The sequence below is a fragment of the Candidatus Njordibacter sp. Uisw_039 genome (genome assembly GCF_047730075.1).
GTDB lineage: Bacteria > Pseudomonadota > Gammaproteobacteria > Pseudomonadales > Balneatricaceae > Njordibacter.
In genome coordinates, this window is record NZ_CP159831.1 from 208,392 (window position 1) to 233,091 (window position 24,700).

Sequence of the window (24,700 nt, forward strand, 5' to 3'; positions counted from 1 at the left end):
CCAATTTATCCATGCTATGGCGTATAATGCCGCCGAACTCGTCGTCCTTATGGCGGCCCAGAACCTATTAATCGTTGGGAATAATAAAGCTTATGGAACGTTACCTCGAATTTACAATCAATCACTGGGAAATGGTATTGGCCTTGCTGCTGACATTGTCGGTGTTATTGATCACAGAACGGCGCAAAGCTGCTCCGTCTGTGTCGCCACAACAAGCGACCGTGTTAGCTAATGGAGAAGATGCCTTATTGCTCGACATCCGTACTCCTGCAGATTTTAAGGCTGGCCGCGTGATTGGGTCTAAGAACATTCCTTTTGCTGATCTAACAAAACGCATGTCAGAGCTTGAAAAACACAAAGATAAACCCATAGTTATAATCTGTAAGACAGGTCAGACATCCTCGAGTGCAGCGAATGTGTTAAAAAAGGCAGAGTATACCAACGTGCATCGTATGGCCGGTGGTATGGCCGAATGGACAGGGCAGAACTTGCCACTTGTCCGTAAATGAATATCTAAGACTGAGGCCGCAGCTATGACGACACAGGTGATAATGTACAGTTCTAGCCTATGTGGCTATTGTTTTAGGGCCAAACGTTTGCTCGACAGCAAAGGCGTGGCTTATAAAGTAATTAGTGTTGATGGCCGTAGTGATGTACGCCAGCAAATGATGCAACTCACTGGTGGCTATACAGTGCCGCAAATTATTATTAATGGCAGTGCCATTGGTGGATGTGATGAATTACATATGTTGGAACGCCAGCAAAAACTAGATCCCTTGCTAGCGGCTTCGTAAACGAAGTATTTCCATATAGAATATATCAAAGAGAATTAAGCATGAGTGAAGAAGAAAAAGACATGAGCGAAGAAGAAAAAGACATGAGCGAAGAAAAAAAAGGCGCAGCAGCTTCAGAAGCTAGCGACCAGCCACAAATTATGATCCAGCGTGTGTATTTAAAAGACTTGTCTTTTGAATCACCTAATTCACCACAATCATTCACAGCTGATTGGAAGCCAGAAGTAGGTGTGGATTTAAATAGTCAGGCTCGCCAGCTTAATGAAACCAGTTTTGAGGTGGTTTTACGTATAACCATCACTGCTACCGCAGAAGAAAAGACGGTTTACTTAACGGAAGTGCAGCAAGCGGGTCTGTTCCACATCGCCAACGTACCTAAAGAGTCTATGGGTCAAGTATTGGGTGCTTTTTGCCCTAACATCCTGTTCCCGTATGCCCGCGAAGCCATTGATAACTTAGTGCAAAGAGGCAGTTTTCCAGCCTTAATGCTTGCACCAGTTAACTTTGATGCTTTGTATGCACAGAGCATGGCACAGCAAGCCACTCAAGCTGCTGAAGCTGGAACTGAAGCAGGCGAAGCTACGCCAGAACAGACGCATTAACGTGCGCGCCTAGCTAGCGCCTTCGTAGTTAAGCTGGCGCCATGCTTCATAAACTACAATAGCCGCACAATTTGATAAGTTCAAACTGCGGCTTTGTGCTGTCATGGGCAGGCGAATTCTGCCGTCACATCTTGCCCTAATCTCTTCGGGCAGGCCTCGGCTCTCTGGGCCAAATAATAACACGTCATCTTTTTTAAACTTGGCTTTACTAAAGCAATCACTGCCCTTTGTAGTCATGGCGTAGACAGTTTTAGGTTGTACCCTAGCAAGAAACTCGGTGTAATTTTTGTGCACTTGCATGTGCGCCCATTCGTGATAATCCAACCCAGCGCGTCTTAGTGATTTATCTTCTAGTTTAAAGCCTAGGGGCTCAATTAAATGTAATTGAAACCCCGTGTTGGCACATAGGCGAATAATATTGCCCGTATTGGGTGGAATTTCTGGTTCAAAAAGCACAAGGTGTAACATGGTGTTGTTCGGCCCTAGAAGTATTTGGGTGTTAAGTATGGTTCAACAATTAAACATATGCTAACTCTGCCTAAAGCCCTAATTCGTTTATTTTTCGGGTGAGGGTGTTTCTACCCCAACCTAATAATTCTGCAGCTTCTCTACGGCGACCATGGGTGTGTTTTAGGGCAGCTTGTATCATCACTTTCTCGAATGCAGGCAGGGCCTTATCGAGTAGTTGTTGTTGGCCAAATTGGAGTTCTTTCTTAGCCCATTTTGATAATGAATCTTGCCAGTTTTCTTCAATGCTAACCTTGGAGATTTGCTCTTGTAGCTCTGGAGGTAAATCACTAACCAAGATTTGGTTGCCGCTGCCCATAACGCTTAGCCAACGGCAAACATTTTCTAATTGACGAACATTGCCAGGCCAATCTAATTTTTGTAAATGTTCTGCAGCGGCGCTGGAGAGTTGTTTTGTTTCTACTGCAAGTTCTTTAGCGCTGGTCACTAGAAAGTGCCTTGCTAGAGCAGGGATGTCTTCGCTGCGCTGGCTAAGGTTTGGCAGGGGTATGCGGATAACGTTAAGCCGGTGGAACAGGTCTTCACGGAATAACCCTTGTTCTACTCGTTTGGTTAAATCTTGATGGGTGGCTGCGATAATACGCACATCCACTTTAACTAGATTGTGGCCGCCCACACGATAAAATTCACCGTCGGCCAACACCCTTAATAGTCGAGTTTGGGCTTCAGCTGGCATGTCACCGATTTCATCTAACAGCAATGTGCCACCGTGGGCTTGTTCGAAGTGCCCTTTGCGCTGGTTGGCTGCGCCTGTAAAAGCGCCTTTTTCATGGCCAAAGAGTTCAGACTCAATAAGGTCTTTCTGAATAGCGGCCATGTTTAACGGAATAAAAGGTTTATTAGCCCTTGGGCTATGTTGATGCAGTGCTTGGGCAATAAGCTCTTTACCGGTGCCCGAAGCGCCGTTAATCATTACCGTCATATTGGATTGCGAAAGGCGACCAATGGCTCTGAACACCTCCTGCATGGCAGGGGCTTCACCAATAATTTGGGCGCTAGCGGGCGCTGGTTCTGGTGTGCTAGTACCCGCTTGCTGTTGAGCATGTTGCAAGCCTCGTTGCACTAGGGCAACAGCCTCATCAATATCGAACGGTTTTGGTAGATAATCAAAAGCGCCACCTTGATAGGAGGCTACGGCGCTGTCTAAATCAGAGTGCGCGGTCATAATAATGACGGGCACATGAGCTATCTGTTGTTGTAGCCGTTGTAATAAGCTTAGGCCGTCAATACCCGGCATACGAATATCGCTAACAATCAGATTGGGTGAGTCAGACTCAAGCGCATCCAACAGCTGCTGACCGTCTTCAAAGCTGCGACTGCTGATTTGTGCTTGTTGTAAGGCGCGCTCTAACACCCAGCGAATGGCGTGATCGTCGTCTACTATCCATACATCTTGGCTCATGGGAGGTTCTCCATGGGTAAGTAAATATTAAAGCAAGTCTGGCCTTTTTGGCTATCACACTCGATCAGACCTTGGTGCTGCTGTATAAGGCTTTGGGCGATACTTAAGCCCAGTCCTGTGCCTTGAGCACGATGGGTCACCAGTGGGAAAAATATGTCTTCTTTAAGGTCTGCAGCAATACCAGGGCCGTTGTCGCTTATGCTGATGCAGCACACTAAGCGGTGACAGGTGTTGCCGATGGTGAAGCGTCTCACAGCCCTTGTCTTTAGGCTAATGTGGCCGCCGTTAATCTGATGCTCTACCAGTGCTTGCAAGGCATTGCGCCCTACGTTTAAGAACACTTGTGTCATTTGATTGGCGTCGATGAGCAGTTCTGGCAGACTGGGATCATAATCTCGTATTAGCTGTACTTGGTCACCAGCCTCAGCACGCAATAACTGGTCTATTTTATCCAGTATCTGGTGAATATTACAGGCCTGCTTTTGGGTTTGGCGCTGGGGGCCGAGTAGCCGGTCTACAAGGTCTCTTAGGCGATCAGCCTCAGAAATAATGATGTCAGTGAACTCGTGTAAAGAAGGGTTTAGTTCTCTTTGTAATAATTGCGCTGCGCCACGAATTCCACCTAATGGATTCTTGATCTCATGGGCAAGGTTGCGCACAAGGTTAGATGATGCTTGCTGTTGGGTTGTCATGCGCGCTTCTAGTGTGAGTCGCTTCACACGCTCTAAAGGCTGTATCTCTAAGGCTAAACTGCCTTGTTCGTCCACAGTGGTAACGGTCAAATCTACCCATATCCTATGGCCGTTGGCTTGTTGGATTTGGGTGTCGCGACTGGTAAAGGATTGTTGATGGTTTGAGCTATGCTGTAACTGCCGCTTAAGAAGCGGATCTAACGATAGTAAAGCCCCGATGGGTTCCAATTGCATTTGATGCTGACTAACCCGAAATAAATTCTCTGCAGCCAAGTTAAGGACCACAATTTCCATGCGAGCGTTAACCAAAACGATGGCGGTGGTTAAATGGTTAACCAGGCTAGCAAGAGCTTGGCTGGCTTGCAGTGGATTAGGCATTGCACTCCGTGTTAATAATCTGTGGCAATAATCGAGCGCACCAAATTAGTGCGCTGAGTGTGCTTAAAAAGCCCTCCTAGGAGGGCTTTTGTTATGCCATTAGCAAGAGTAGTAAAGGCCAAACTCAACAGGGTGAGTTACGCTGTTTACTGCTTCAACTTCGCCGTTTTTAAGTTCGATGTAAGCATCGATCATTTCGTCAGTAAATACGCCGCCACGAGTTAAGAACTCACGATCTGCTTCTAGTGCATCAAGGGCCTCTTCTAGGCTTCTAGCAACCGTTGGGATTGCGGCTGCTTCTTCAGCAGGTAGGTCATACAAATCCTTGTCGGCAGCATCGCCAGGGTGGATTTTGTTCTGAATGCCATCAAGGCCTGCCATTAACAATGCCGCGAAGCACAAGTAAGGGTTGGCTGTAGGATCAGGGAAGCGCACTTCTACACGACGACCGCGTGGGTTGCTTACGTATGGAATACGAATAGACGCAGAGCGGTTACGGGCAGAGTAGGCCAACATGACAGGGGCTTCAAAACCAGGCACTAAGCGCTTGTAAGCGTTAGTAGAGGCGTTAGTGAAAGCGTTAAGCGCCCTAGCGTGCTTAATTATACCGCCAATGTAGTATAGTGCTATGTCAGACAAGCCACCATAGCCGTCACCTGCAAAAAGGTTAACGCCATCTTTAGCAATAGACTGGTGTACGTGCATGCCAGAACCGTTGTCGCCAACGATTGGCTTAGGCATAAAGGTAGCTGTCTTGCCGTAAGCGTGAGCCACGTTGTGTACGCAGTACTTAATGATCTGAACTTCGTCAGCTTTACGAATTAAAGTGCTGAACTTAGTGCCGATTTCGTTTTGGTTAGCCGTTGCCACTTCGTGGTGGTGTACTTCTATTTCAACACCCATAGCTTCCATTGCGTCACACATTGCGCCACGCATATCGTGCGAAGAGTCGACTGGAGGAACTGGGAAATAACCGCCTTTAACACCAGGACGGTGGCCAGTGTTGCCGCCTTCGATAGTAGCGTTAGACTGCCAAGCTGCTTCTTCAGAATTGATTTCGTACATGGCACCTTGCATATCGGCTTTCCACTTTACGTCATCAAATACAAAGAATTCTGGCTCTGGACCAAAGAATGCAGTGTCACCAATACCTGTAGACTTAAGGTATTCTTCAGCGCGAGCGGCAACAGAGCGTGGGTCGCGGTCGTAGCCTTGCATAGTAGCGGGCTCAATAACGTCACAACGTACGTTTACTGTGGTTTGTTCTGTGAATGGGTCTAATACAGCAGAGCTGTCGTCAGGCATGATAATCATGTCTGAATCGTTAATGCCTTTCCAGCCAGCAATTGACGAACCATCAAACATTTGTCCTTCAGAAAAGAAGTCTTCGTCTACAACGCGCGCAGGAATCGTTACGTGGTGTTCTTTACCTTTGGTATCGGTGAAACGTAGGTCACCCAGCGCGCTTCGCTGTCTTGGATCATCTTAAGGGTATTTGCGGACATAAAGTCTCTCCAATCAAAACCGGCTTAAGCGCCGGAGGGTTAACGTGTATGGGTTGCAGCGTGTTGGCTGACATTACTGTTTATTACTGTTCATTACTATAGCAACGCTCGTGCCAACTTTGTGTAATGCGTTAAAAGCGACTCTCTATGGCGGTTTTGGTCACATGCATGTGACTTTTAATATGGTACCGCCTTAATTAAGGGACAGTGTAATAAAATTAACAGCCAATATAGGTATAGTTTGCACTAAAAAGGGTCGTATTTGAAGACCGTTCGCACCAATAGGGTGCATAAGTATAAAGCTGCATGAATGTTGTTCTTGTTTCCCCTTAGGTGCTGTGTTATCACCTTACTTTTGCTATAATTCGCGCTGCATTTTTTTGGCGCTGCAGTACAGTAACGCCCATACGTATTTTGGCCATGTTCAATTGAGGCCGTTTGGAGTAGTGAGATGATCGAAAAGTTAAGAAATGTGGCGATTGTAGCCCACGTAGACCATGGTAAAACCACCTTGGTAGACAAGTTGCTAGAACAATCCGGCACCCTTGACCGTCGTGACCAAGGCACAGAGCGCCTTATGGACTCTAACGACCAAGAAAAAGAACGTGGTATTACCATCACAGCAAAAAACACTGCTGTAAGTTGGAATGGTTACCATATCAACATCGTTGACACACCAGGACACGCCGACTTTGGTGGTGAGGTAGAACGCGTTCTATCTATGGTAGATTGCGTATTGTTGTTGGTGGACGCCGTAGATGGCCCTATGCCACAAACACGGTTTGTAACTCAAAAGGCCTTCCAACAGGGCCTTAACCCAATTGTTGTAATCAACAAGATCGACCGTCCAGGCTCACGTCCGGATTGGGTTATGGATCAGGTGTTCGATTTGTTCGACTCTTTAGGAGCGACTGATGAGCAGCTAGACTTCCCGGTAATGTACACGTCTGCCATCAACGGTATCGCTGGTTCATCACCAGACGACATGTCTGATGATATGACACCATTGTTCGAAGCTTTGGTTGAACATGTTAAAGCACCAAATGTAGACCTTGAAGGTCCTTTACAGATGCAAATTTCCGCCTTGGACTACTCAAGCTATGTAGGCGTTATCGGCGTGGGTCGTATTAAGCGTGGCAGTATGAAGCTAGGGCAACAGGTTAAAGTGGTTTGTGCCGATGGCAAGCAGCGCGCAGCTAAGTTACAAAATGTAATGAGTTACATGGGTCTTGAGCGTATTGATGTGCCAACAGCCCAAGCTGGCGATATTGTGTGCGTAACTGGTATAGATGGTTTGAATATTTCTGACACCATTTGTCATCCAGACCATATTGAAGCATTGCCTGCTCTAAGCATTGATGAGCCAACAGTATCCATGACGTTCCAAGTGAACGATTCACCGTTTGCTGGTCTAGACGGCAAGTTTGTTACCAGCCGTAACATCCGTGACCGTTTAGATCGTGAATTGATTCACAACGTAGCCCTACGTGTTGAGCAGGGTGATTCTCCAGATCGTTTTGTAGTATCAGGCCGTGGTGAGTTGCACTTGTCAGTATTAATCGAAAGCATGCGTCGTGAAGGCTTTGAGTTGGGTGTGGGTCGTCCACAGGTAATCGAGAAAGAAGTTGATGGCGTGATGATGGAGCCATACGAAGCGGTATTGATCGATTGTGAAGATCAGCATCAAGGTTCGTTGATGGAAGAAATGGGCCGCCGTAAAGCAGATATGACCAACATGGAGCCAGACGGTAAAGGCCGCACACGTTTAGAATTCCTTATTCCTTCACGTGGTTTGATTGGCTTTCGTGGTCAGTTCTTAACCTTAACTTCGGGCAGTGGTGTAATGACTTCTGTATTCGATCACTACGGTCAGGTGAAGCAAGGTGCGTTGGCTGAGCGTCAAAACGGCGTATTGGTTTCCATGGTTAAAGGTAAGATCTTAGCGTTCGCTTTGTTTAACCTGCAGACCCGTGGCCGTTTGATGGTTGAGCCAAACATTGATGTATACGAAGGTATGCTTATAGGTGTTCACAGCCGTGGTAATGACTTGGCGGTTAACCCAACTAAGGGTAAGCAGCTTACCAATATCCGTGCGGCAGGTACCGATGAGAACATTGTGCTTAGCCCACCTATTCGGTTCTCTCTTGAGCAAGCGCTTGAGTTTATCGAAGACGATGAGTTGGTTGAAGTGACACCTCACTTTATCCGTTTACGAAAGCGTCTACTTACGGAAACTGCACGTAAGCGTGCACCTAAGTAAGCATCGCTAACGCCAACAAAAGGCCGGCTTAAGCGCCGGCTTTTTTGTGAGCGAAAAGAATTTGGGAGCTATCAGCTTACGATAGAGTCTGTTAGTTTATAAGTATGTGAGGGTATCGTTATGAACAAACTTATATTATTGGTGTTGGCAGGCCTTACTGTGGCCTGTATGAATACCCCAAGTCGTGTTGTCACAACTGCTACTGTGCCGATTTTTACAGCTGCCTATGATGCCTTTAGTTGTGATCAGCTCTATTCTGAGGCTCGGCGTATTACTGGCCAGATGCACGAAATTGCTGGAGTGAGAGATGAAGACGCGGAAATGGAACGTTTAGAACTTGTTGGGGGTGTGTTTTATTGGCCAGTTTTGCTGTTCGTAGATGGCAGTAGCGATTCTCAAGCGGCGAAAGATGAATACAATCAATTAAAAGATCGTTTATTAAGCTTGTCTGATTGGGTTGTTAACAAGCAGTGCGGTGGTTAAATAGGTAATATTAGTTGTGTCTTCAGTCTGTAGGGTATATATCCAAATAACAGGCATAAAAAAAGCAGCTCATATGAGCCGCTTTCTGAGGCTAGTTTATTTTTATTATTAAGCCAAAGGATGTCTTTTTTTCTTATTGCGCTTATTATTTTTATTTACGCTGAAAGCATACTACCAACATTCACCACAGTGTCTAATACTAAAAAGTTATAACTTACTTCAAAATTGGAATAAAGAGTGGCTATGTTAATGACCCGCAAGCTGCCACCTTGTTTATAATTCCGTGCAGGATTAACATGGCGGTGTTTAATAACCTTCCATTTAATGACTTTCTATGGCCAGTATTCAAGTCTCCTACCCCCATCCACTCACTATGGCAGAAGCCCGCGAAGCGGTAAATGCCTTTTCTGCTAAGCTGGAAAAAAAGTTAGACGTAAAGAGCTCTTGGCAGGGCGATATATTGATGCTTGAGCGCCAAGGTGTAAAAGGCTCTATGGTGCTAACAGAAGGGATGGTAGAAGTTGAACTGACCCTTGGCATGATGTTAACTCCCATGAAGGGCCAGATCGAAGCAGAGGTTAACAAGCAGCTAGCACGCTGCCTTGGTTAGCTTAGGCCTGTGGATTGCAGCGTCGCAATCTACAATATATAGCGGCTCAAATCTTGGTCTTTCACAAGATCTTGTAGGTTGTTATCTACGTAAGTTTGGTTAATAACTACTTTCGCGCCAGTGGCTTGGTTAGCCGTGAATGATAGATCTTCTAGCAAACGCTCCAATAGTGTATGCAGGCGTCGCGCGCCGATGTTCTCGGTGCTTTCGTTCACCTCATAGGCCAGCTCAGCTATGCGCTTAACACCATCCTCAGTGAACTCTAGATCAACTCCTTCTACACTCAATAGCGCTTTATACTGCTGCGTGAGTGAATAGTTAGGTTCCGTAAGAATGCGTGCAAAGTCTTCTGGGCGTAGGGCGTTTAACTCTACCCGAATAGGTAACCGGCCTTGTAACTCTGGAATAAGGTCTGAAGGCTTTGCAACGTGGAATGCGCCTGAGGTAATAAACAGGATATGGTCTGTCTTCACCATACCGTATTTAGTGGTTACGGTGCAGCCTTCAATGAGGGGCAACAAGTCGCGTTGCACGCCTTCACGTGATACATCGCCACTGCCACCTTCTTGTCTTTTAGCAATTTTGTCGATCTCATCTAAAAATACAATACCATTTTGCTCAACGGCGTCTAAAGCCTGTTGTTTAAGATCTTCTTCCTTAACTAAGCCTGCAGCTTCTTCGCCTTGAAGTTGCTTTAGGGCGTCGGCAATGTTCATTTTTTTGGTTTGTTTTCTGTCTTTGCCCATGTTGGCAAATAAACCCTGCAATTGATTGGTCATATCTTCCATGCCCGGAGGCGCCATGATCTCAACACCAACCGGTGAGTTAGATACTTCTATATCAATTTCTTTGTCGTTTAGTTTACCTTCTCGCAGTTTCTTACGGAATACCTGACGGGTGCCTGACTCTGTAGTGCTTGAGTCATCATCTGCACCACGTGCAGGCGGCAGCAATACGTCTAAAATACGGTCTTCTGCACGGTCTGCTGCTTGGTTGGCCACTTTGGTCATGGCGTCTTCACGCAGCATCTTCATAGCCGTTTCCATGAGGTCACGAATAATAGATTCTACATCACGGCCTACATAACCTACTTCAGTGAATTTGGTTGCTTCGATCTTTATAAAAGGAGCATGGGACAATTTGGCCAAACGTCGAGCAATCTCAGTTTTACCAACACCAGTAGGGCCAATCATCATAATGTTTTTGGGTGCAATTTCAGCCCGCATGTTGGGTTCAAGTTGCATACGGCGCCAGCGGTTACGCAGTGCGATAGCCACGGCGCGCTTAGCGGCATCTTGGCCAATAATGTGGTTGTCGAGTTGGCTGACAATTTCAGCAGGAGTCAGTTGAGACATGGTTCAGCCTTATTTATTAGTTTGAGCAGTTAGTTCAATGGTTTCGATGGTGGTTTGGTGGTTGGTAAAAACACAAATATTTGCAGCAATATCAAGGCTTTTACTAACGATGTCGTGGGCCGAAAGCTCTGTGTTGTCCAACAGCGCTAATGCTGCAGCTTGGGCGAAGTTGCCACCAGAACCAATGGCAATAAGCCCGTGTTCTGGCTCTATTACATCACCAGTACCGCTGATAATAAGGGAGGCCTCCTCATTGGCAACCACTAGCATGGCTTCTAACCGGCGTAAGGCGCGATCACTACGCCATTCTTTGGCCAGTTCTACGGCAGAACGCACCAGTTGGCCGTGGTGCTTTTCTAGCTGACTTTCAAAGCGTTCAAATAAGGTGAATGCGTCAGCGGTACCACCAGCAAACCCTGCAATTACTTTGTCGTGGTATAGGCGGCGCACTTTTCGAGCATTGCCTTTCATTACGGTATTGCCCAAGGAAACTTGGCCGTCGCCACCTAATACAACTTGATCGCCGCGGCGTACTGATACAATGGTGGTCATGTCTCATTCCTAATTGGTTTCAAAGCTCTGGCTATGTGCCTAAGTGTGGTCCTGTTAGGATGGGGTCGAGACGCTAGAATTCAAGCGTAAACGGACTTAACAGACGTTTAGTTAGCGCTTTTACTAATTCGAATCGACTCAATGCTCTGTTGGGCGAGGAGGTCTTCGGCTTTGTTAAGGGTTGAGCGGTTGCTAAATGGCCCGATGCGAACGCGATACCAAACGGAGCCAGTGCTCGATACTGTTTTTTCGACCACAACATTATTCATATTAATAAGGATCAGTTCAGCCCTAAGGCGGTCAGCTTCAGCCAGCTTACGAAAAGATCCGGCCTGCAGTAAGATGTTAGTCTTCTTTTGAGGGTCTTTAGGTGTGGAGATATAAGCATCCACTTGCACTGGGGTAACTTCACTATCGGGCAATAAGGTATAAAAGTCGAAGCTGTCCTTTGGTTCGATAACACCTTTCTTATCAAGCGCCTTGTCTATGTTTTTCGGTGCCAACTTAATCGCTTTAGATGGGTTGTTTTTTTCACTTACAACGGTGCTAGCGTTGGTATCATCTGGCTGTTGTGAAAGCATCACCAGGGCCGCCAAAAAACCCATGCTTACAATTAAGGTAAACAGCATCACCCAGCCTGAAACAGCAGGTTTGCGTGGCTTTTTCTTGGGTTTTCGCTTAGCGTAATCGTGGGGTGCCATGGCTACATTTGCTCTGGTGCGTCGACACCCAACAGGCTTAGGCCGTTAGCCATGACTTGGCACGCGGCCATGCAAAGACACATGCGAGCGTTACGTAACTTAGCATCGTCAATAACCATGCGGTGAGCGTTGTAGTAACTGTGAAAATTACTGGCTAAGTCTTTAAGGTAATGGGCAACCTGATGGGGCTCGTGGTTGTTGGCCGCACTAGTGATGACTTCTGGGTACAGTTCAATCTGCTGCATAAGAGCGATTTCCGTCTCTTCGTTAAGCTTTTCTAGTTGCTGCAGACCTATTTCTGAATTCCATGCCATGTTCTTTTCTGCCAATTTTCTAATAAGGGTGCAGATACGTGCATGAGCATACTGAATGTAATACACCGGATTGTCTTTACTTTCTGACTTAGCAAGGTCCAAGTCAAAATCCATATGTTGTTCCGATTTACGTGTGACATAGAAGAAGCGTGAGGCGTCTTTGCCCACTTCTTCACGAAGTTCGCGTAAGGTCACAAAAGAACCACTACGGGTAGACATTTGCACCCGTTCTGCACCACGATACAAAATGGCAAATTGAACTAGCTTTACTACTAAGCGGGCAGGGTTAATACCTAGGGCTTGTAACGCGGCCTTTACCCTAATGATGTAGCCGTGGTGATCTGCTCCCCATACATTAATGACCGTATCCATGCCACGTTCGAACTTATTCAAATGGTAGGCAATGTCGGACGCAAAGTAGGTGGTTTGGCCATTGTCACGTTTTACTACGCGGTCTTTGTCGTCGCCAAATTCCGTAGAACGAAACCATAAGGCACCGCCGTCTTCATAGACATGGCCTTGTTCTTGTAGTTTAGTAATGGCACGGTTGATTTGGTCGCCATGGTCTAGGCTACGTTCGGAGAACCACTGCTCGAAGTCCACACCAAAACCGTGTAAATCCTGCTTAATATCATCACGAATAGAGTCTAGGCCAGCATCAAACATTAAGCGATAATCACTTTTGCCCAGCAAGTTCTGAGCACGCTCAACCAAATCATCGATGTGTTTTTCTTTGTCGCCTTCAGGGGCATCTGCATGGAGGCCAGCCATCACTGCTGCAGCATCACGCTGTAAACGGCTACCCACTTGTGCATGCAGTTGTTGGGCTATGTCATTAACATAATCACCTTGATAACCATTACTTGGGAATACAATCTCTTCACCTGCTTGTTGTAGGTAACGCAGCCACACACTGGCGGCCAAAATATTCATTTGTCGGCCGGCATCATTTACGTAATATTCCCTCTCTACCTCGTAGCCCGCTGCTTCCAACAAGTTAGAAACACTGGCGCCATAGGCTGCACCGCGACCATGGCCCACATGTAAAGGACCTGTAGGGTTGGCAGATACAAATTCAACTTGAACTTTATGGCCAGACCCACTGTTATTGCGGCCAAATTGCTCAGCTTCTTTAAGCACTCTAGCAATAACGGCCTGAGTGGCATCTTGGCTGATAAAAAAGTTAATGAAGCCTGGACCCGCAATTTCTGTTTTAGTTACTGAGTCTGATGTAGGTATGTGGTTGCAGATCAGTTCTGCGATGTCGCGTGGCTTGCGCCGTGTTGCCTTAGCTAAAGTGAGGGCGATGTTACAAGCAAGGTCGCCGTGTTGTTTGTCGCGGGTGTTATCAATTTGAATAGTGGCGACGAGATCAGCGTCAAACTCACCCACAGTTTTAAGTGCATCGATGGCTTGTTGAATGAGGTCTGCAATGTGTTGCTTCATGTTGGTGTTTTGGCTTCTAAAGGTTTAAATGCTGTCCAGAAATGAGGACATAACAAATGCGTGTATATAACGCCTAATTATCCCAGTTCTTGCGGGTCTATGTCTAGACTCCAGCGTATTTTACGCGCTGCTGGATGTTGATCTAATAAATGGCACAATTGCTGTAATAATTGCTGTAATTGTTTGCGGTTAGGGTGCTGAAGTTGTAGTTGAGCACGATAATAATGGGCTCTACGGGCCATAAAAGCAGGCATAGGGCCGAACATAAGCAAGGCTTTGGTTAGTGGTCGTAACGCTGGGCTTTGTATTTGTTGCCCTAACCAATTTAGCAGGGCAAAGGCTTGTGTCGCATCTTTTGCCTGAGCATGAAACAAGGCCATATGACCCACGGGTGGCAAGCCACTTTGCTGGCGGATGGTTAGCTCTTGCTGAGCAAAGGCGTTGTATCCCTGGTTTACTAAAATGTTAATGGTGGGGTGATCTGCTTGGTAGGTTTGGATCACTGCTGTACCGGGTATTTGGGCACGCCCCGCACGACCTGCGGTTTGCACTAATAGTTGCGCTAGCTTTTCTGGACCGCGGAAATCACTGCTAAACAGGCTGGCATCAGCATCTAAAATAGCCGCCAAAGTAACATTAGGAAAATGGTGACCTTTAGCCAACATTTGGGTGCCCACTAATAAGCAAGGCTCGCCCCGATGCACCTGATCTAACATACTTTCTAAGCTGCCTTTTTTACGGGTAGTGTCGCGGTCTATACGATGAACTGGCGTGTTTGGGAAGAGCGTGTTGAGCTGTTCTTCCGTTCGCTCGGTACCTTGGCCTAACGGCTTTAATTGGTGGCTCTGGCATTGTGGGCAATGTAAATGTACGGGTTGCTGGTGCTCACAGTGGTGGCAATGTAACCTTGGGGGCCGACGGTGTAAGGTCATATTGGCATCGCAGGCTGGGCATTGTGCGGTTGCGCCACAAGACTGGCATTGTAAGCTCGGGGCAAACCCCCGCCTATTTAGCATCAGTAGAACTTGATGGTCTAAATCCAGTTGAATCTGAATCATTTCCTGTAACTGTTCAGATATGCCTGCTTGTTGTGGCTGGTTGCGTAAATCAATAACCTGATAACTTTGGCTGCTTGCTTTGCCTGCTCGTTGGGATAATAGCCATTGGCTAAATCGACCCCGTGCTACATTCGCCAAACTCTCTAATGAGGGCGTGGCGGAGCCCAATAAAATTGGAATGTTGGCATCAGCAGCTCTCTTTATCGCCAAGTCACGGCCATGGTAACGAAAACCTTCTTGCTGTTTGTAGGCTTGGTCGTGTTCTTCATCAATAATGATAAGGCCTAAATCTGGGATGGGGGTAAATAAGGCAGAGCGGGTACCAATGATGATGTCAGCCTGACCAAGCCCTGCCTGTTGCCAAGCGTTAAGTCGTTGGTGTTCTGTAAGCCCCGAGTGCAGTGCCAGCACGCGGTTGTTAAAACGCTGTTCAAGCCGCTGCAGTAACTGTGGTGTAAGGCCTATTTCGGGCACCAATAACAGGGTTCGTTTACCCGCCTGCAGTTGATGGGCAATGGCGTGAAAATACACTTCGGTCTTACCACTACCCGTAACACCATTCAATAGGTTGCAACTAAACGTGCCATTTACCTTAGCTAAGTGCTCAACAATGTGTGATTGTTCTGGGTTGAGGTCTAGGCCCTTCTCAGCCAGTTGCAAAGTCACATGTTGAGGCTCAGGGTAGCTGGTGGTAAGCCAGCCTTTGTCTAAAAATGGTTTCAGTTGACTAGGTTTAATGCCAATGCTTTGTAGCTGACTTAGGTTGAACTCTGGGGCCAATGTTTGAAGTTGTTGCCAAAGGATGTGCTGTTTTTTGGCCCTGCCAAAGTCGGCTTCTACATCAGCTATTTGCCAATTGAGTTGGATGAGTTGATTGGGTAGCGGATGGCGCAATTTGGCCGGCAGTAGATGCATAAGAGCATCACCTACTGGATGTTGGTAATAGTCTGCTGCCCAAAGCCCCAACTGCCAAAGTTCTTTGGATAATAGTGGCGTTTCATCTAATACTTCGCTGATAGGTTTGAGCTTGTTGAGATCTAGTTCCGTGGTTTGGTTGATGCCTACAATAAGCCCCACTCTTTCACTCCGACCCAAGGTTACACGCACTCGTAAACCAATTTCCGGCAAGTAAGAGTCTTCCGTTTTGTCTGGCGCTAAATAAGTAAACTCTTGGCGTAGACCAGTGGCGAGGGCGATTTGTAAATACATAGGCACTGGAAAATAGGACATTGAAGAGAAGTGGGTTAGAGGGTTATCCTACACCAAAGTGTCTGTGTTTGTGGTGCTTTACAAAGATAAACCGCTCATTTGATTATTTGTAAAGTCTGCGTTGGCAAAAAGGCTTGCTTATCTGGAGGTGTCTGGTAGAATTTCGCCTCTATTTTTATGGCTTGCTGGTTTTCGGCTGGCCAATTTGAAAGAGATCTTTTAAAGATCTTCGATCGGTGCGGTGCTTGGCAATAGATCAAGTGGCGGCGCCATAACCTTGAGGTTATTTCCCATGCAAAAAGATATTCATCCTAAGTACGAAGCCATTAAGGCTACGTGTTCTTGCGGCAACGTTGTAGAAACGCGCTCTACGCTATGCAAAGACATGCACATTGACACATGTTCGGCATGCCACCCCTTCTACACTGGTAAGCAGAAAAATATAGACGTTGGCGGCCGTATCGATCGCTTCAACAAGCGTTTCGGTAGCCGCACTAGCAAGTAATTGATTTAGCGTTAACCGCAACTTAAAAAGCCCGCCCTGGTTATCCAGCGCGGGCTTTTTAGTGTGTTAATGAAAAGACGTATCCTTTTTAGTAGTGTCAGTTCGACCCTATCTCTATAACACCGCTGTGGCTTTTTGACTTTCGCGCTGAAGATATTGATATGGCGTTAATTTTGGTGCTTATGACTAGCTTGGAGTGGGATTAATTTACTGCACGGGTGAAGTGGTGGTGCCTCAACGGCTGGTTCATTAGGCGGCAGGAGTTTTATGCCAACAATGGATGCTGAATCAGATTAAAGTCAGTTTAGTTTTAAAATAAGGGCAGTTTGATACTCTTTTTTATTTTACAAACTTTTTATTAAAAAATATCATTATAAAACAATGCATTAGTACAACTTTCAATTCAAAAGCTAGTGTTATTGCTAACCTAAACACAAAAAACTATCGCCAAACTACTTGTCAGTAACAAAAAAGGGCGTATGCTACTTAAATAGTCGAATATGTAAAAATACGTAAAGACGGCTTGTTCGGCCTTTCGTTTAGCTGTTTAGGCGTTGTTGGCCATATAACTTATAGTTGGAGGAATCAATGAATAATTTTAATAAAAAACTTCTCAAGACTTTATCTGTTTCGGCACTCGGGTTGGCTTTAGCATCAGGTGCAGCCAATGCTGAGAACCTGAAAATGTTGACCGCTTGGGGTGGCAATCACTCTGGTACGGCTAACATGGCTTATGGCTATAACGATCTGGTGTCTAGCCTGTCTTCAGGTGCAATCACCATCAAACCTAGCGGACCTGAAGTGGTAGCTGCTGGTAAACAACTGCAACCAGTCTCGGCCGGTGTATTTGACATTATTTATACTCATGGTCTTTATCATACGGGTACAACAGGTATAGGCGCGGCCATCGACGCAGTCGAGGGTGATGTTGATAAGCGCCGCTCTTCGGGTATTTGGGACTGGGCAGACAATCATTACCAAACAACCCAAAATCTCAAAATTCTATCAATTCCTACGGCCACTACGGGCTTTAGGTTTTTCCTTAAAGAGGCAATGGACCCAGGTTCTAAACTAAGCGGTAAGAAAATTAGGGCACTGCCTTCTTACAACAAAATTGTTGGATCATTGGGTGGAACGGCCGTAATTATTCCGTTTGGCGAACTATACTCTGCTACGGAGAAAGGCGTTATTGACGGTCTTGTATGGCCTGCTGTTGGAGCAGTGGGTTACAAATTCCACGAAGTCGCACCTTATCTTGGTGAGCCAGCATTTGGCACCGTTTCCTACTTAATCATGATGAACTTGGACAAGTTCAACTCTCTTGATGGCGATTCTCAAAAGGTTCTGCTAGACGCAGGTTACCAGTTAGAGAAGAACACAATTGGCATATTCAAAAACTTGTTGAAGGTAGAAAATGCAGCTATGGTAGCGGCAGGTGCAAAAACCACATCAATTGGCTACACTTTGGACGAAGCTAATGCTTTGTATGCAGCACGTGCAATGGAAGTAGCAGTAGAGCAATCTGGTGCGACGGGGGAAGCCTTCCGCGACTTTGTAGCGTCTAAGGGCATGTAAGAGGTACTAACCAAAAGCCGTCTTATTGTTAACGCATAAGGCGGCTTTCACGTTTTTGAGGTAAACGCCTATGTCGTCTTTTATATCCAAACTCTGCAGCCTGCAGGATGCCATCACTAAGGTGGCGGCAACGCTCGCTGCTATAGGGCTTGGGTCAATTGTGATTGCATATGTTTATGAAGTAATCACGCGCTACTTTTTTAACTCGCCTACAGCCTGGGTTAGTGACTATGTATCTTATGCTTTAGCTGCTTCGGTATTTTTAGCCCTGCCAAAAGTGACGCAAGATAAACAGCACGTTGCTGTAACTATTCTAGTGGACATAATGCCTTCCAAATGGGCAGATATTATCTATACCATCATTAGTTTGATTGGTTTTTTGTGTTTGAGCTTTGCGGCTTACGTTAGTGCACTCGAAAACTGGCGCCAGTACTCTAAAGGTATTGAGACTTTAGCGATTATTCCAATACCCCAATGGTGGGTTTCTATCTTTATAACATTTGGGCTGTTATTGAGTTCGCTCTACTTGTTACGCCAAGCGAATCCGAGTCATCGCGTCAACAGTAATCTTCTTATGGAAAATTGATTATGGAGTGGTATACAATTTTATTGGCGGGCATTGCCATTCTCTTCACTTTCTTTTTGTCAGGTGCGCCGGTATTCTTAGCATTCTTGGCTGCTATATTAGTAGGCGTTTACGTCATCATTGGACCCTATGGTTTTCCAATGTTTGCGAACAGTATTCTAGATACTGTGTCTATTACTTCGTTGGCTTCAATACCACTATTTATCCTTATGGGGGAGTTGTTATTCCGTTCTGGAACTATGGACGTGTTATTTGACTCCATCGATAAGTTAGTGGGGCGCATGCGAGGGCGTCAGTACGTTTTAGTGGTCGCTTTGTCTGCAGTGTTTGGGGCGCTATCTGGTGTAGCAATGGCTGTGGCAGCGATGCTAGGCAGGGCAATTATGCCTGGCATGCAAGCGCGAGGTTATGATCGTAAAATAGCAGCAGGCCTTATCATCGGTGGGGCAAGCTTGGCACCCATTATCCCACCCAGTTTATTGGCCATTATTGTTGGCTCTATAGCTGACGTGTCCATTGCTAAGTTGCTGATCGCTGGAGTAATCCCAGGACTATTTATAGGTGGCATCTTTCTAGTCTACGTTTTCATTCGTATTTCATTGAATAATAAATTGGCTCCTGCGATCACAGACGGTGAACGAAATAGCGTCACCATAGGCGACAAAGTCGTTGCCGTATTACGCACACTACCCTTTATTATCGTCATTTTTTCAGTAATGGGTTTCATTATGTTGGGCATCGCAACTCCATCAGAATCGGCTGCAACGGGGGTGGTCGGTGCACTTATTACAGCAGCTATCTATCGTAATTTAAGCGTCAAAATGATCTGGGATTCTATAGTTGCAGCGATCACTGTATCGGCAATGATATTGGTTATTATGGCCATGTCAAAAATGTTCACTCAATTATTAGCATTTACTGGCGCTACTAGTGAATTGGTCGACCTGGTAGCGAATTTAGGGTATTCCCCGATGATGATGTTGTTTATCTTGCTTGCTGTGCCTTTCGTACTGTGTATGTTTATTGACACTATTGCAGTTATATTATTGACCATACCTATCTACCAACCTGTAGTTGATAGCTTGGGTTTTGACCCTGTGTGGTTCTGGCTATTATTTTTAGTCAACATAACACTGGGTGCAATTACGCCACCGTTCGGTTATACCTTGTTCGCATTTAAGGCGGTGGTTCCTGATATGACTATCAGTGAAGTTTACAAAGCGACTTGGCCCTTTGTCATCTTATTCCTTATTGGCATTGTCTCTATTGCCGCTTTCCCTGGTATCGCAACATGGTTACCTAATTTAGTAGGCTAGAATTTGGATTAAAAAACCAGGGCAACTTGCCCTTGTTAACGTTTTACTTAGGAGAAATAGTTTTAGCTCGCCTGTGGCAAACTGTTAAAAGAACATACCTTGCGCTCGTTCTTAGCGTCTGCATATAAAGTGGTACGCTGTCGAGCGGGCCGGTTAGCTTTGGCCAGTATGCTCTCCATCGCTTGAGGTGTCATTTCTTGACCGTGTTCTGCTCCAGCAGAACGGGTAATGGTTTCATCCATTAAAGTACCACCGATGTCATTAACCCCGGCCTTAAGGCACTGAGCAACTCCTTCTGGCCCTAACTTAACCCAAGATGCCTGAATATTAACGATCTCAGGGCTGAGTACTAAGCGGCTGACGGCATGCATTAAAACAGCCTCGCGCCATGTAGGTCCGATACGAGAATGGCCCTTAAGGTACATTGGTGCTTCCATGTGCACGAAAGGCAGCGGCACGAGTTCAGTAAACCCCCCCGTTTTCTGTTGTTGTTGCCGTAATCCAAGCAAATGCTTCGCCCAATGGACTGGCTGTTCAATGTGTCCATACATTATGGTTGCAGTGGTAGGGATGCCACGACGATGGGCGCTGTCTATGACATCAAACCACTGCTGAGTATTAACTTTATCTGGGCACAAATTAACTCTAATCCGGTCATCAAGAATCTCAGCAGCGGTGCCTGGCAAGCTTCCTAACCCAGCATCAGCAAGCTGTCCTAAAAAATGGTCGACAGATACACCAAGGGTTTCTGCACCTTGGAATATTTCTAGCGGAGAAAAAGCGTGGACGTGCATATCGGGCAAACGAGTTTTTATGGCGCTAAGAATATCAAGATACGTCTGTCCTGTGTAAGACGGGTGAATTCCTCCTTGCAGGCAGACTTCTACTGCACCCCTGTTCCACGCCTCAACTGCTCTATCAGCCACTACTTCAGGATCTAAGTTGTAAGGTTTTCCACGTAGTTCTTCATGTTTCTTACCCTTGGCAAACGCGCAAAAACTGCATCGGTAACTACAAATATTAGTGTAATTAATATTGCGTGTAACCACGTAGCTAACGGTGTCACCGCACAGTTTTTGTCGCACAGCGTCTGCGGCCTGAAGTACAGGTTCGACTTCGCCATCTCGGGCGGCGAACAATCGTTCTACCTCTTGCTGAGTTAACTCCAAACCATCTGATGCGCGGCTTAGAACTCGATCTAGGGAGAGGTCTCTAATGAATCCGGGGGTGGTGATAATGCGTGGGATTGGCTGTGCGCTCACCCCCGCAACCCAACGGCTTTCGCGTACTAAACCGTCTGCATCAATAGCCGAACGTACTGGCTTGTGAAATGGTTTATGTAACCACACGGCCGGTTGATGTGCATACATCGGATAAACGCCCAAACGTTCAACCAAAATTTTACTGCATTTTGCACTATCTATAGCTAATTGATCTAGCTGTGGCCACGGTGCTTCAGGATTAACGTGGTCGGGAGTGACTGGAGATATGCCTCCCCAATCGTTTATTCCTGCTGCGACAAGGTCTGCACAGGCACCAGAGGATAAGTTTGGTGGTGCTTGAATAGACATTTCCGAACCGAAAATAATACGAGCTACTGCAATGCTCCAGCGCAATTCAGAGATGTCTGGTTCTGGAGCATGGGCCATTTTCGTATCGGCCTTGGCTCGAAAATTTTGTACGATAATTTCTTGAATATGACCAAATTCTTCATGCAACTTACGTAACGCTAGCAAGCTTTCAATACGCTCCTTTCGGGTTTCACCAATGCCTATCAATATGCCGCTAGTGAAGGGTACTTTTTGACGACCTGCTTCGGCAATTGTAGCTAGGCGGACTTCAGGTAGTTTGTCAGGTGAGCCATAGTGACAACCGCCTTTCTCGCTTAAACGATGGGAGGAAGTTTCGAGCATGATGCCCATAGATACGGATACTTCACGAAGCATGCTAATTTCGCTTGCTGACATCACTCCTGGATTTAAGTGAGGTAATAATCCTGTCTCTTCAAACACTAAACGAGACATAGCAGCTAAATATTCAAGGGTGCTCGCATAACCCATTTCTTCAAGCGCTTCGCTGGCTTCGCGGTAGCGCAATTCGGGCTTGTCTCCTAAAGTGAAGAGCGCTTCTTTACACCCTGCGGCCTGGCCTGCCTTAGCGATTTCAAGTACCTGCTTGGGGGTTAAGTAAGGCTGATTGAGTCGTTTAGGAGCTTTAGCAAATGTACAATAATGGCACACGTCACGGCATAGCTGAGTAAGAGGAATGAAGACCTTGCGGGAATAACTGACCTTTCGACCATGGCCATGATCTCTTAAGTTTGCAGCTCTTGTAAGTAATGTTTCTTCATCTTGCTGTAACAAAAGTAAGGCGTCTTCTGCGGTAATTCGATAGCCACTGTGCGGAATCCTAATTGATGCGTTCATGCTGCTCCCTGGTCTAGAAACTGTGGTCCAAAGTGATGGCCTAGCTGTTGTAAAAATTCGTATGTCGCACCTTTTCTGACGTGACTGACAAGTTGTTCTAAGTCTGCGGGAGTATCAATGTCTAGGGCTAAATTGGCACTGGAAATGTTTTCAACACCAATTCCTTTGGCTCTCGCTTTACTGAGGTAGCGCATATAGCTGTGTGAGCCAAAACCTGGCTCCATTAGATTAGCCCGAGATAAGAAAAGTCCATTTGTCCCTTGCTGCTCCGTGTCAGGTGCAAGACGGACTAATTCATTTTGGTCATCTGTGGGTTTGATTAGCTGAAGGATTTCCACAGCACTCGCAAGGGGAACATCTCCTGGGATTACTGCAATAGGTTCACCTGCAAACTGTTTTAAACCGAACGCTACGGCTTGATTATAACCTTGAGATTCGTGTTCGTTGATAATTTGGGCGCCACACCTTTGGGCCACTTGAAAAACCTTAGGGTTGCTCGCAATCACCCACACGGTGCAGGATGGTAATGTTGACAGGGTTATTAATAAATCCTCCAACATGGCCAGAACTAAACCCTCACGATGTTCTTTGGACAGAACTCCAGCAAGCCGTTGCTTGGCTTGAGAAAGGTCTTTGATGGGAACAATGATATGAGTCATGGCGTGATGTGTCCCTTCAACTCCTGAGCAAAATCGAGACAGGTTTGAGCTAAATTTATGCGGCTACTTAAATCATGCATGATAGTTGGCGCAATTTGAACCGCAAGACCCAAAGACTCAATGGCGCTAGCATATTTTTTGTCTAGTTCGTCGATGACCAGACCATGAATCACGCCTTTATAATGTTCTGCAACTGCTAAAGGTGAAACTTCTAAACCCAACTCTAGCATCATCTTAGCGGCAGGTCCTTTAATGGCGGCGCCACCGACGATAGGGGACACTGCTACTATAGGGGTGTGGCTCTGGCGCATCTTTGATAGTAATCCAGGCAGTTTAATAATGGGGTCAATGCTCACGTATGGATTAGAAGGAGCAAAAATAATGGCTTCTGGTTGACTTTCGAGTGAGCAGATTAACTGAGGGTTTGTACTGGCCTCAGACAAACCTTGGAAGCTGAACCCTGTAACTTTTGGGTGACATTGATCGCGAACAAAATAATGTTGAAAATCGAGCTGCCCAGACTTGGTCATTACTTGGGTTGCTACTCGGTCGTTTGTCATGGGTAACAGGGTGAGTTCAATTCCCATAGTGTTGGCCAGCATTCGGGTGACTTCGGTGAGGGTTTTTCCTTCAGCTAAAGACTGGGTGCGTATTAAATGTAAAGCAAGGTCAGTGTCGCCGAGGTTAAACCAACCTTCGCCACCAAGCGCTGTTAGTGCTTGCATAAAACGCCAGGTTTCTTCTGCACGACCCCAGCCTTTTTCTTGATCAGACAATCCTGATAACGTGTAGAGGGCAGTATCTATATCGGGGCAGATGCGTAAACCGTAATGGTTAAAATCATCACCAGTGTTAGTAATTACAGTCAGTTGTTCAGGTGCCAATACATGACTCATACCTAACACAAGTTTGGCACCACCTACGCCACCAGAGAGAATAATTGTTTGGCCACTATTCATCGGAATAAATCCTCGCTGATATCACGCACCAAAGCTGCAGCAGGACAGTTCTCTGGTTCGGTCTTTGCGGGGAAGGTAAGTCCTCTAACTAGCACAATAGGACGACCTTCATTACCTTGACCCTGCAACAAGGATGCAGCACCAGCGATTTCATCAGCCACAGCTTGTTGGCTGGTTAGTAGTTCCCTGCCAAATAAGTCGAGATCTCCTCGTCGATCCCACAAGCTTGGCAGGCCCGCTGCACCAATGGCCACCCCTGTGGTGCCCAGGCGCCATGGGCGACCAAAGCTGTCATTGATGACCACAGCAATGTTTACCCCTAAACTCTGGTACAAACCATCCCGCAATACATTACACGAAAAGTCTGGATCTTTAGGCAGCAGCAACACATTCTCTTGCCCTTCCTTAGAATAGACGTTGGAGGCATCGATCCCAGCGTTAGCCATCACCCAACCACGTATGTGCTGAGTAATTAGCACCCCTTTCACCTGCCGTATCAAGGACTGGCTTTGGGATAAAATAATGTCAACTAAACGAGGGTCTTTATCAACCTTTTTAGCCACAGCAAGGGCTTCTGAACTGGGTTCGACTTTATTCAAGTCCATCAGACATCCTTCTGCCTTGGAAACGATTTTTTGGGCTAGCACGAGTATGTCGCCGTTTTGAAGGCACACTTGGTTATCGATCAGAGCTGTTTCTAAAATCTGTTGCAGGTTGTCACCAGGCGAGACCATTGGAACTCCCTCCAGGGCCTGAATGATTAATTGAGAAGCCACTCGTATATT

Annotated in this window: 22 protein-coding genes and 1 pseudogene; 10 read left to right on the plus strand and 13 right to left on the minus strand. The window is 46.3% G+C overall.

The window, feature by feature from the left end:
* The first annotated feature begins 92 nt into the window (after positions 1-92).
* Genes ABXT70_RS00990 through secB form a run of 3 tightly spaced genes read left to right on the plus strand, consistent with a single transcriptional unit; the run spans position 93 to position 1,396 of the window.
* On the plus strand, positions 93-509 hold the full coding sequence (locus ABXT70_RS00990) for a rhodanese-like domain-containing protein (protein WP_443641319.1): 417 nt from the start codon (positions 93-95) through the stop codon (positions 507-509).
* Positions 510-533: 24 nt separating this feature from the next.
* Positions 534-794, plus strand: a complete 261-nt coding sequence (grxC, locus tag ABXT70_RS00995; protein WP_443641320.1) for a glutaredoxin 3 — start codon at positions 534-536, stop codon at positions 792-794.
* 41 nt (positions 795-835) lie between these two features.
* Positions 836-1,396: a protein-export chaperone SecB gene (gene secB / locus ABXT70_RS01000; RefSeq protein WP_443641321.1), complete on the plus strand. Its 561-nt coding sequence runs from the start codon at positions 836-838 to the stop codon at positions 1,394-1,396.
* 9 nt (positions 1,397-1,405) lie between these two features.
* On the opposite strand, the gene trmL is transcribed toward secB, so the two are convergent.
* From trmL to glnA, 4 genes and pseudogenes are all read right to left on the minus strand, one after another.
* Entirely contained in the window at positions 1,406-1,864 is a 459-nt protein-coding gene (gene trmL, locus ABXT70_RS01005) for a tRNA (uridine(34)/cytosine(34)/5-carboxymethylaminomethyluridine(34)-2'-O)-methyltransferase TrmL (protein WP_443641322.1), read from the minus strand.
* A gap of 70 nt (positions 1,865-1,934) precedes the next feature.
* On the minus strand, positions 1,935-3,326 hold the full coding sequence (gene ntrC / locus ABXT70_RS01010; RefSeq protein WP_443641323.1) for a nitrogen regulation protein NR(I): 1,392 nt from the start codon (positions 3,324-3,326) through the stop codon (positions 1,935-1,937).
* On the minus strand, positions 3,323-4,396 hold the full coding sequence (gene glnL / locus ABXT70_RS01015; protein WP_443641324.1) for a nitrogen regulation protein NR(II): 1,074 nt from the start codon (positions 4,394-4,396) through the stop codon (positions 3,323-3,325). The genes ntrC and glnL overlap by 4 nt, the downstream gene beginning before the upstream one ends.
* A gap of 99 nt (positions 4,397-4,495) precedes the next feature.
* Positions 4,496-5,901: pseudogene (gene glnA / locus ABXT70_RS01020) on the minus strand (glutamate--ammonia ligase).
* A gap of 451 nt (positions 5,902-6,352) precedes the next feature.
* Between glnA and typA the strand changes: the two are divergent.
* The 3 genes from typA to ABXT70_RS01035 all read left to right on the plus strand — a co-directional run bounded on the left by typA (position 6,353) and on the right by ABXT70_RS01035 (position 9,254).
* Positions 6,353-8,161: a translational GTPase TypA gene (typA, locus tag ABXT70_RS01025; RefSeq protein WP_443641325.1), complete on the plus strand. Its 1,809-nt coding sequence runs from the start codon at positions 6,353-6,355 to the stop codon at positions 8,159-8,161.
* 120 nt (positions 8,162-8,281) lie between these two features.
* Complete coding sequence (locus ABXT70_RS01030) at positions 8,282-8,644, plus strand: hypothetical protein (protein WP_443641326.1); 363 nt, start codon at positions 8,282-8,284, stop codon at positions 8,642-8,644.
* A 334-nt stretch (positions 8,645-8,978) separates the two neighbouring features.
* The gene (locus ABXT70_RS01035; RefSeq protein ID WP_443641327.1) at positions 8,979-9,254 is read left to right on the plus strand and encodes a polyhydroxyalkanoic acid system family protein; all 276 of its coding nucleotides are present in this window, start codon (positions 8,979-8,981) and stop codon (positions 9,252-9,254) included.
* Between the two features lie 29 nt (positions 9,255-9,283).
* Here the strand turns inward: ABXT70_RS01035 and hslU are convergent, their stop codons facing one another.
* From hslU to ABXT70_RS01060, 5 genes are all read right to left on the minus strand, one after another.
* Positions 9,284-10,609, minus strand: a complete 1,326-nt coding sequence (gene hslU, locus ABXT70_RS01040; RefSeq protein WP_443641328.1) for an ATP-dependent protease ATPase subunit HslU — start codon at positions 10,607-10,609, stop codon at positions 9,284-9,286.
* A gap of 9 nt (positions 10,610-10,618) precedes the next feature.
* Entirely contained in the window at positions 10,619-11,161 is a 543-nt protein-coding gene (gene hslV / locus ABXT70_RS01045; protein WP_443641329.1) for an ATP-dependent protease subunit HslV, read from the minus strand.
* A gap of 107 nt (positions 11,162-11,268) precedes the next feature.
* Entirely contained in the window at positions 11,269-11,862 is a 594-nt protein-coding gene (locus ABXT70_RS01050) for an SPOR domain-containing protein (protein WP_443641330.1), read from the minus strand.
* Positions 11,863-11,864: 2 nt separating this feature from the next.
* A complete protein-coding gene (gene argS, locus ABXT70_RS01055; RefSeq protein ID WP_443641331.1) occupies positions 11,865-13,622 on the minus strand; it encodes an arginine--tRNA ligase in 1,758 nt (585 codons plus the stop codon).
* A gap of 77 nt (positions 13,623-13,699) precedes the next feature.
* A complete protein-coding gene (locus ABXT70_RS01060) occupies positions 13,700-15,889 on the minus strand; it encodes a primosomal protein N' (protein WP_443641332.1) in 2,190 nt (729 codons plus the stop codon).
* A 292-nt stretch (positions 15,890-16,181) separates the two neighbouring features.
* On the opposite strand from ABXT70_RS01060, the gene rpmE reads away from it, so the two are divergent.
* The 4 genes from rpmE (at position 16,182) to ABXT70_RS01080 (ending at position 19,871) form a co-directional block, all read left to right on the plus strand.
* Positions 16,182-16,394 carry a 50S ribosomal protein L31 gene (rpmE, locus tag ABXT70_RS01065; RefSeq protein WP_443641333.1) on the plus strand — a complete coding sequence of 71 codons (213 nt, stop codon included), beginning with the start codon at positions 16,182-16,184 and terminating at the stop codon, positions 16,392-16,394.
* Between the two features lie 588 nt (positions 16,395-16,982).
* Positions 16,983-17,969, plus strand: coding sequence for a hypothetical protein (locus ABXT70_RS01070; protein ID WP_443641334.1), 987 nt, complete (start codon positions 16,983-16,985; stop codon positions 17,967-17,969).
* A gap of 70 nt (positions 17,970-18,039) precedes the next feature.
* The gene (locus tag ABXT70_RS01075) at positions 18,040-18,555 is read left to right on the plus strand and encodes a TRAP transporter small permease (RefSeq protein WP_443641335.1); all 516 of its coding nucleotides are present in this window, start codon (positions 18,040-18,042) and stop codon (positions 18,553-18,555) included.
* Between the two features lie 2 nt (positions 18,556-18,557).
* Positions 18,558-19,871, plus strand: a complete 1,314-nt coding sequence (locus ABXT70_RS01080; RefSeq protein ID WP_443641336.1) for a TRAP transporter large permease — start codon at positions 18,558-18,560, stop codon at positions 19,869-19,871.
* Positions 19,872-19,933: 62 nt separating this feature from the next.
* Here the strand turns inward: ABXT70_RS01080 and cofH are convergent, their stop codons facing one another.
* The 4 genes from cofH to cofE are packed head-to-tail and all read right to left on the minus strand — an operon-like array spanning position 19,934 to position 24,691.
* Positions 19,934-22,297 carry a 5-amino-6-(D-ribitylamino)uracil--L-tyrosine 4-hydroxyphenyl transferase CofH gene (cofH, locus tag ABXT70_RS01085; RefSeq protein WP_443641337.1) on the minus strand — a complete coding sequence of 788 codons (2,364 nt, stop codon included), beginning with the start codon at positions 22,295-22,297 and terminating at the stop codon, positions 19,934-19,936.
* Positions 22,294-22,956, minus strand: a complete 663-nt coding sequence (cofC, locus tag ABXT70_RS01090) for a 2-phospho-L-lactate guanylyltransferase (protein WP_443641338.1) — start codon at positions 22,954-22,956, stop codon at positions 22,294-22,296. Before cofC ends, cofH begins: the two co-directional genes overlap by 4 nt.
* A complete protein-coding gene (gene cofD, locus ABXT70_RS01095) occupies positions 22,953-23,915 on the minus strand; it encodes a 2-phospho-L-lactate transferase (protein ID WP_443641339.1) in 963 nt (320 codons plus the stop codon). The genes cofC and cofD overlap by 4 nt, the downstream gene beginning before the upstream one ends.
* On the minus strand, positions 23,912-24,691 hold the full coding sequence (gene cofE, locus ABXT70_RS01100) for a coenzyme F420-0:L-glutamate ligase (RefSeq protein ID WP_443641340.1): 780 nt from the start codon (positions 24,689-24,691) through the stop codon (positions 23,912-23,914). The genes cofD and cofE overlap by 4 nt, the downstream gene beginning before the upstream one ends.
* Positions 24,692-24,700: the final 9 nt, after the last annotated feature.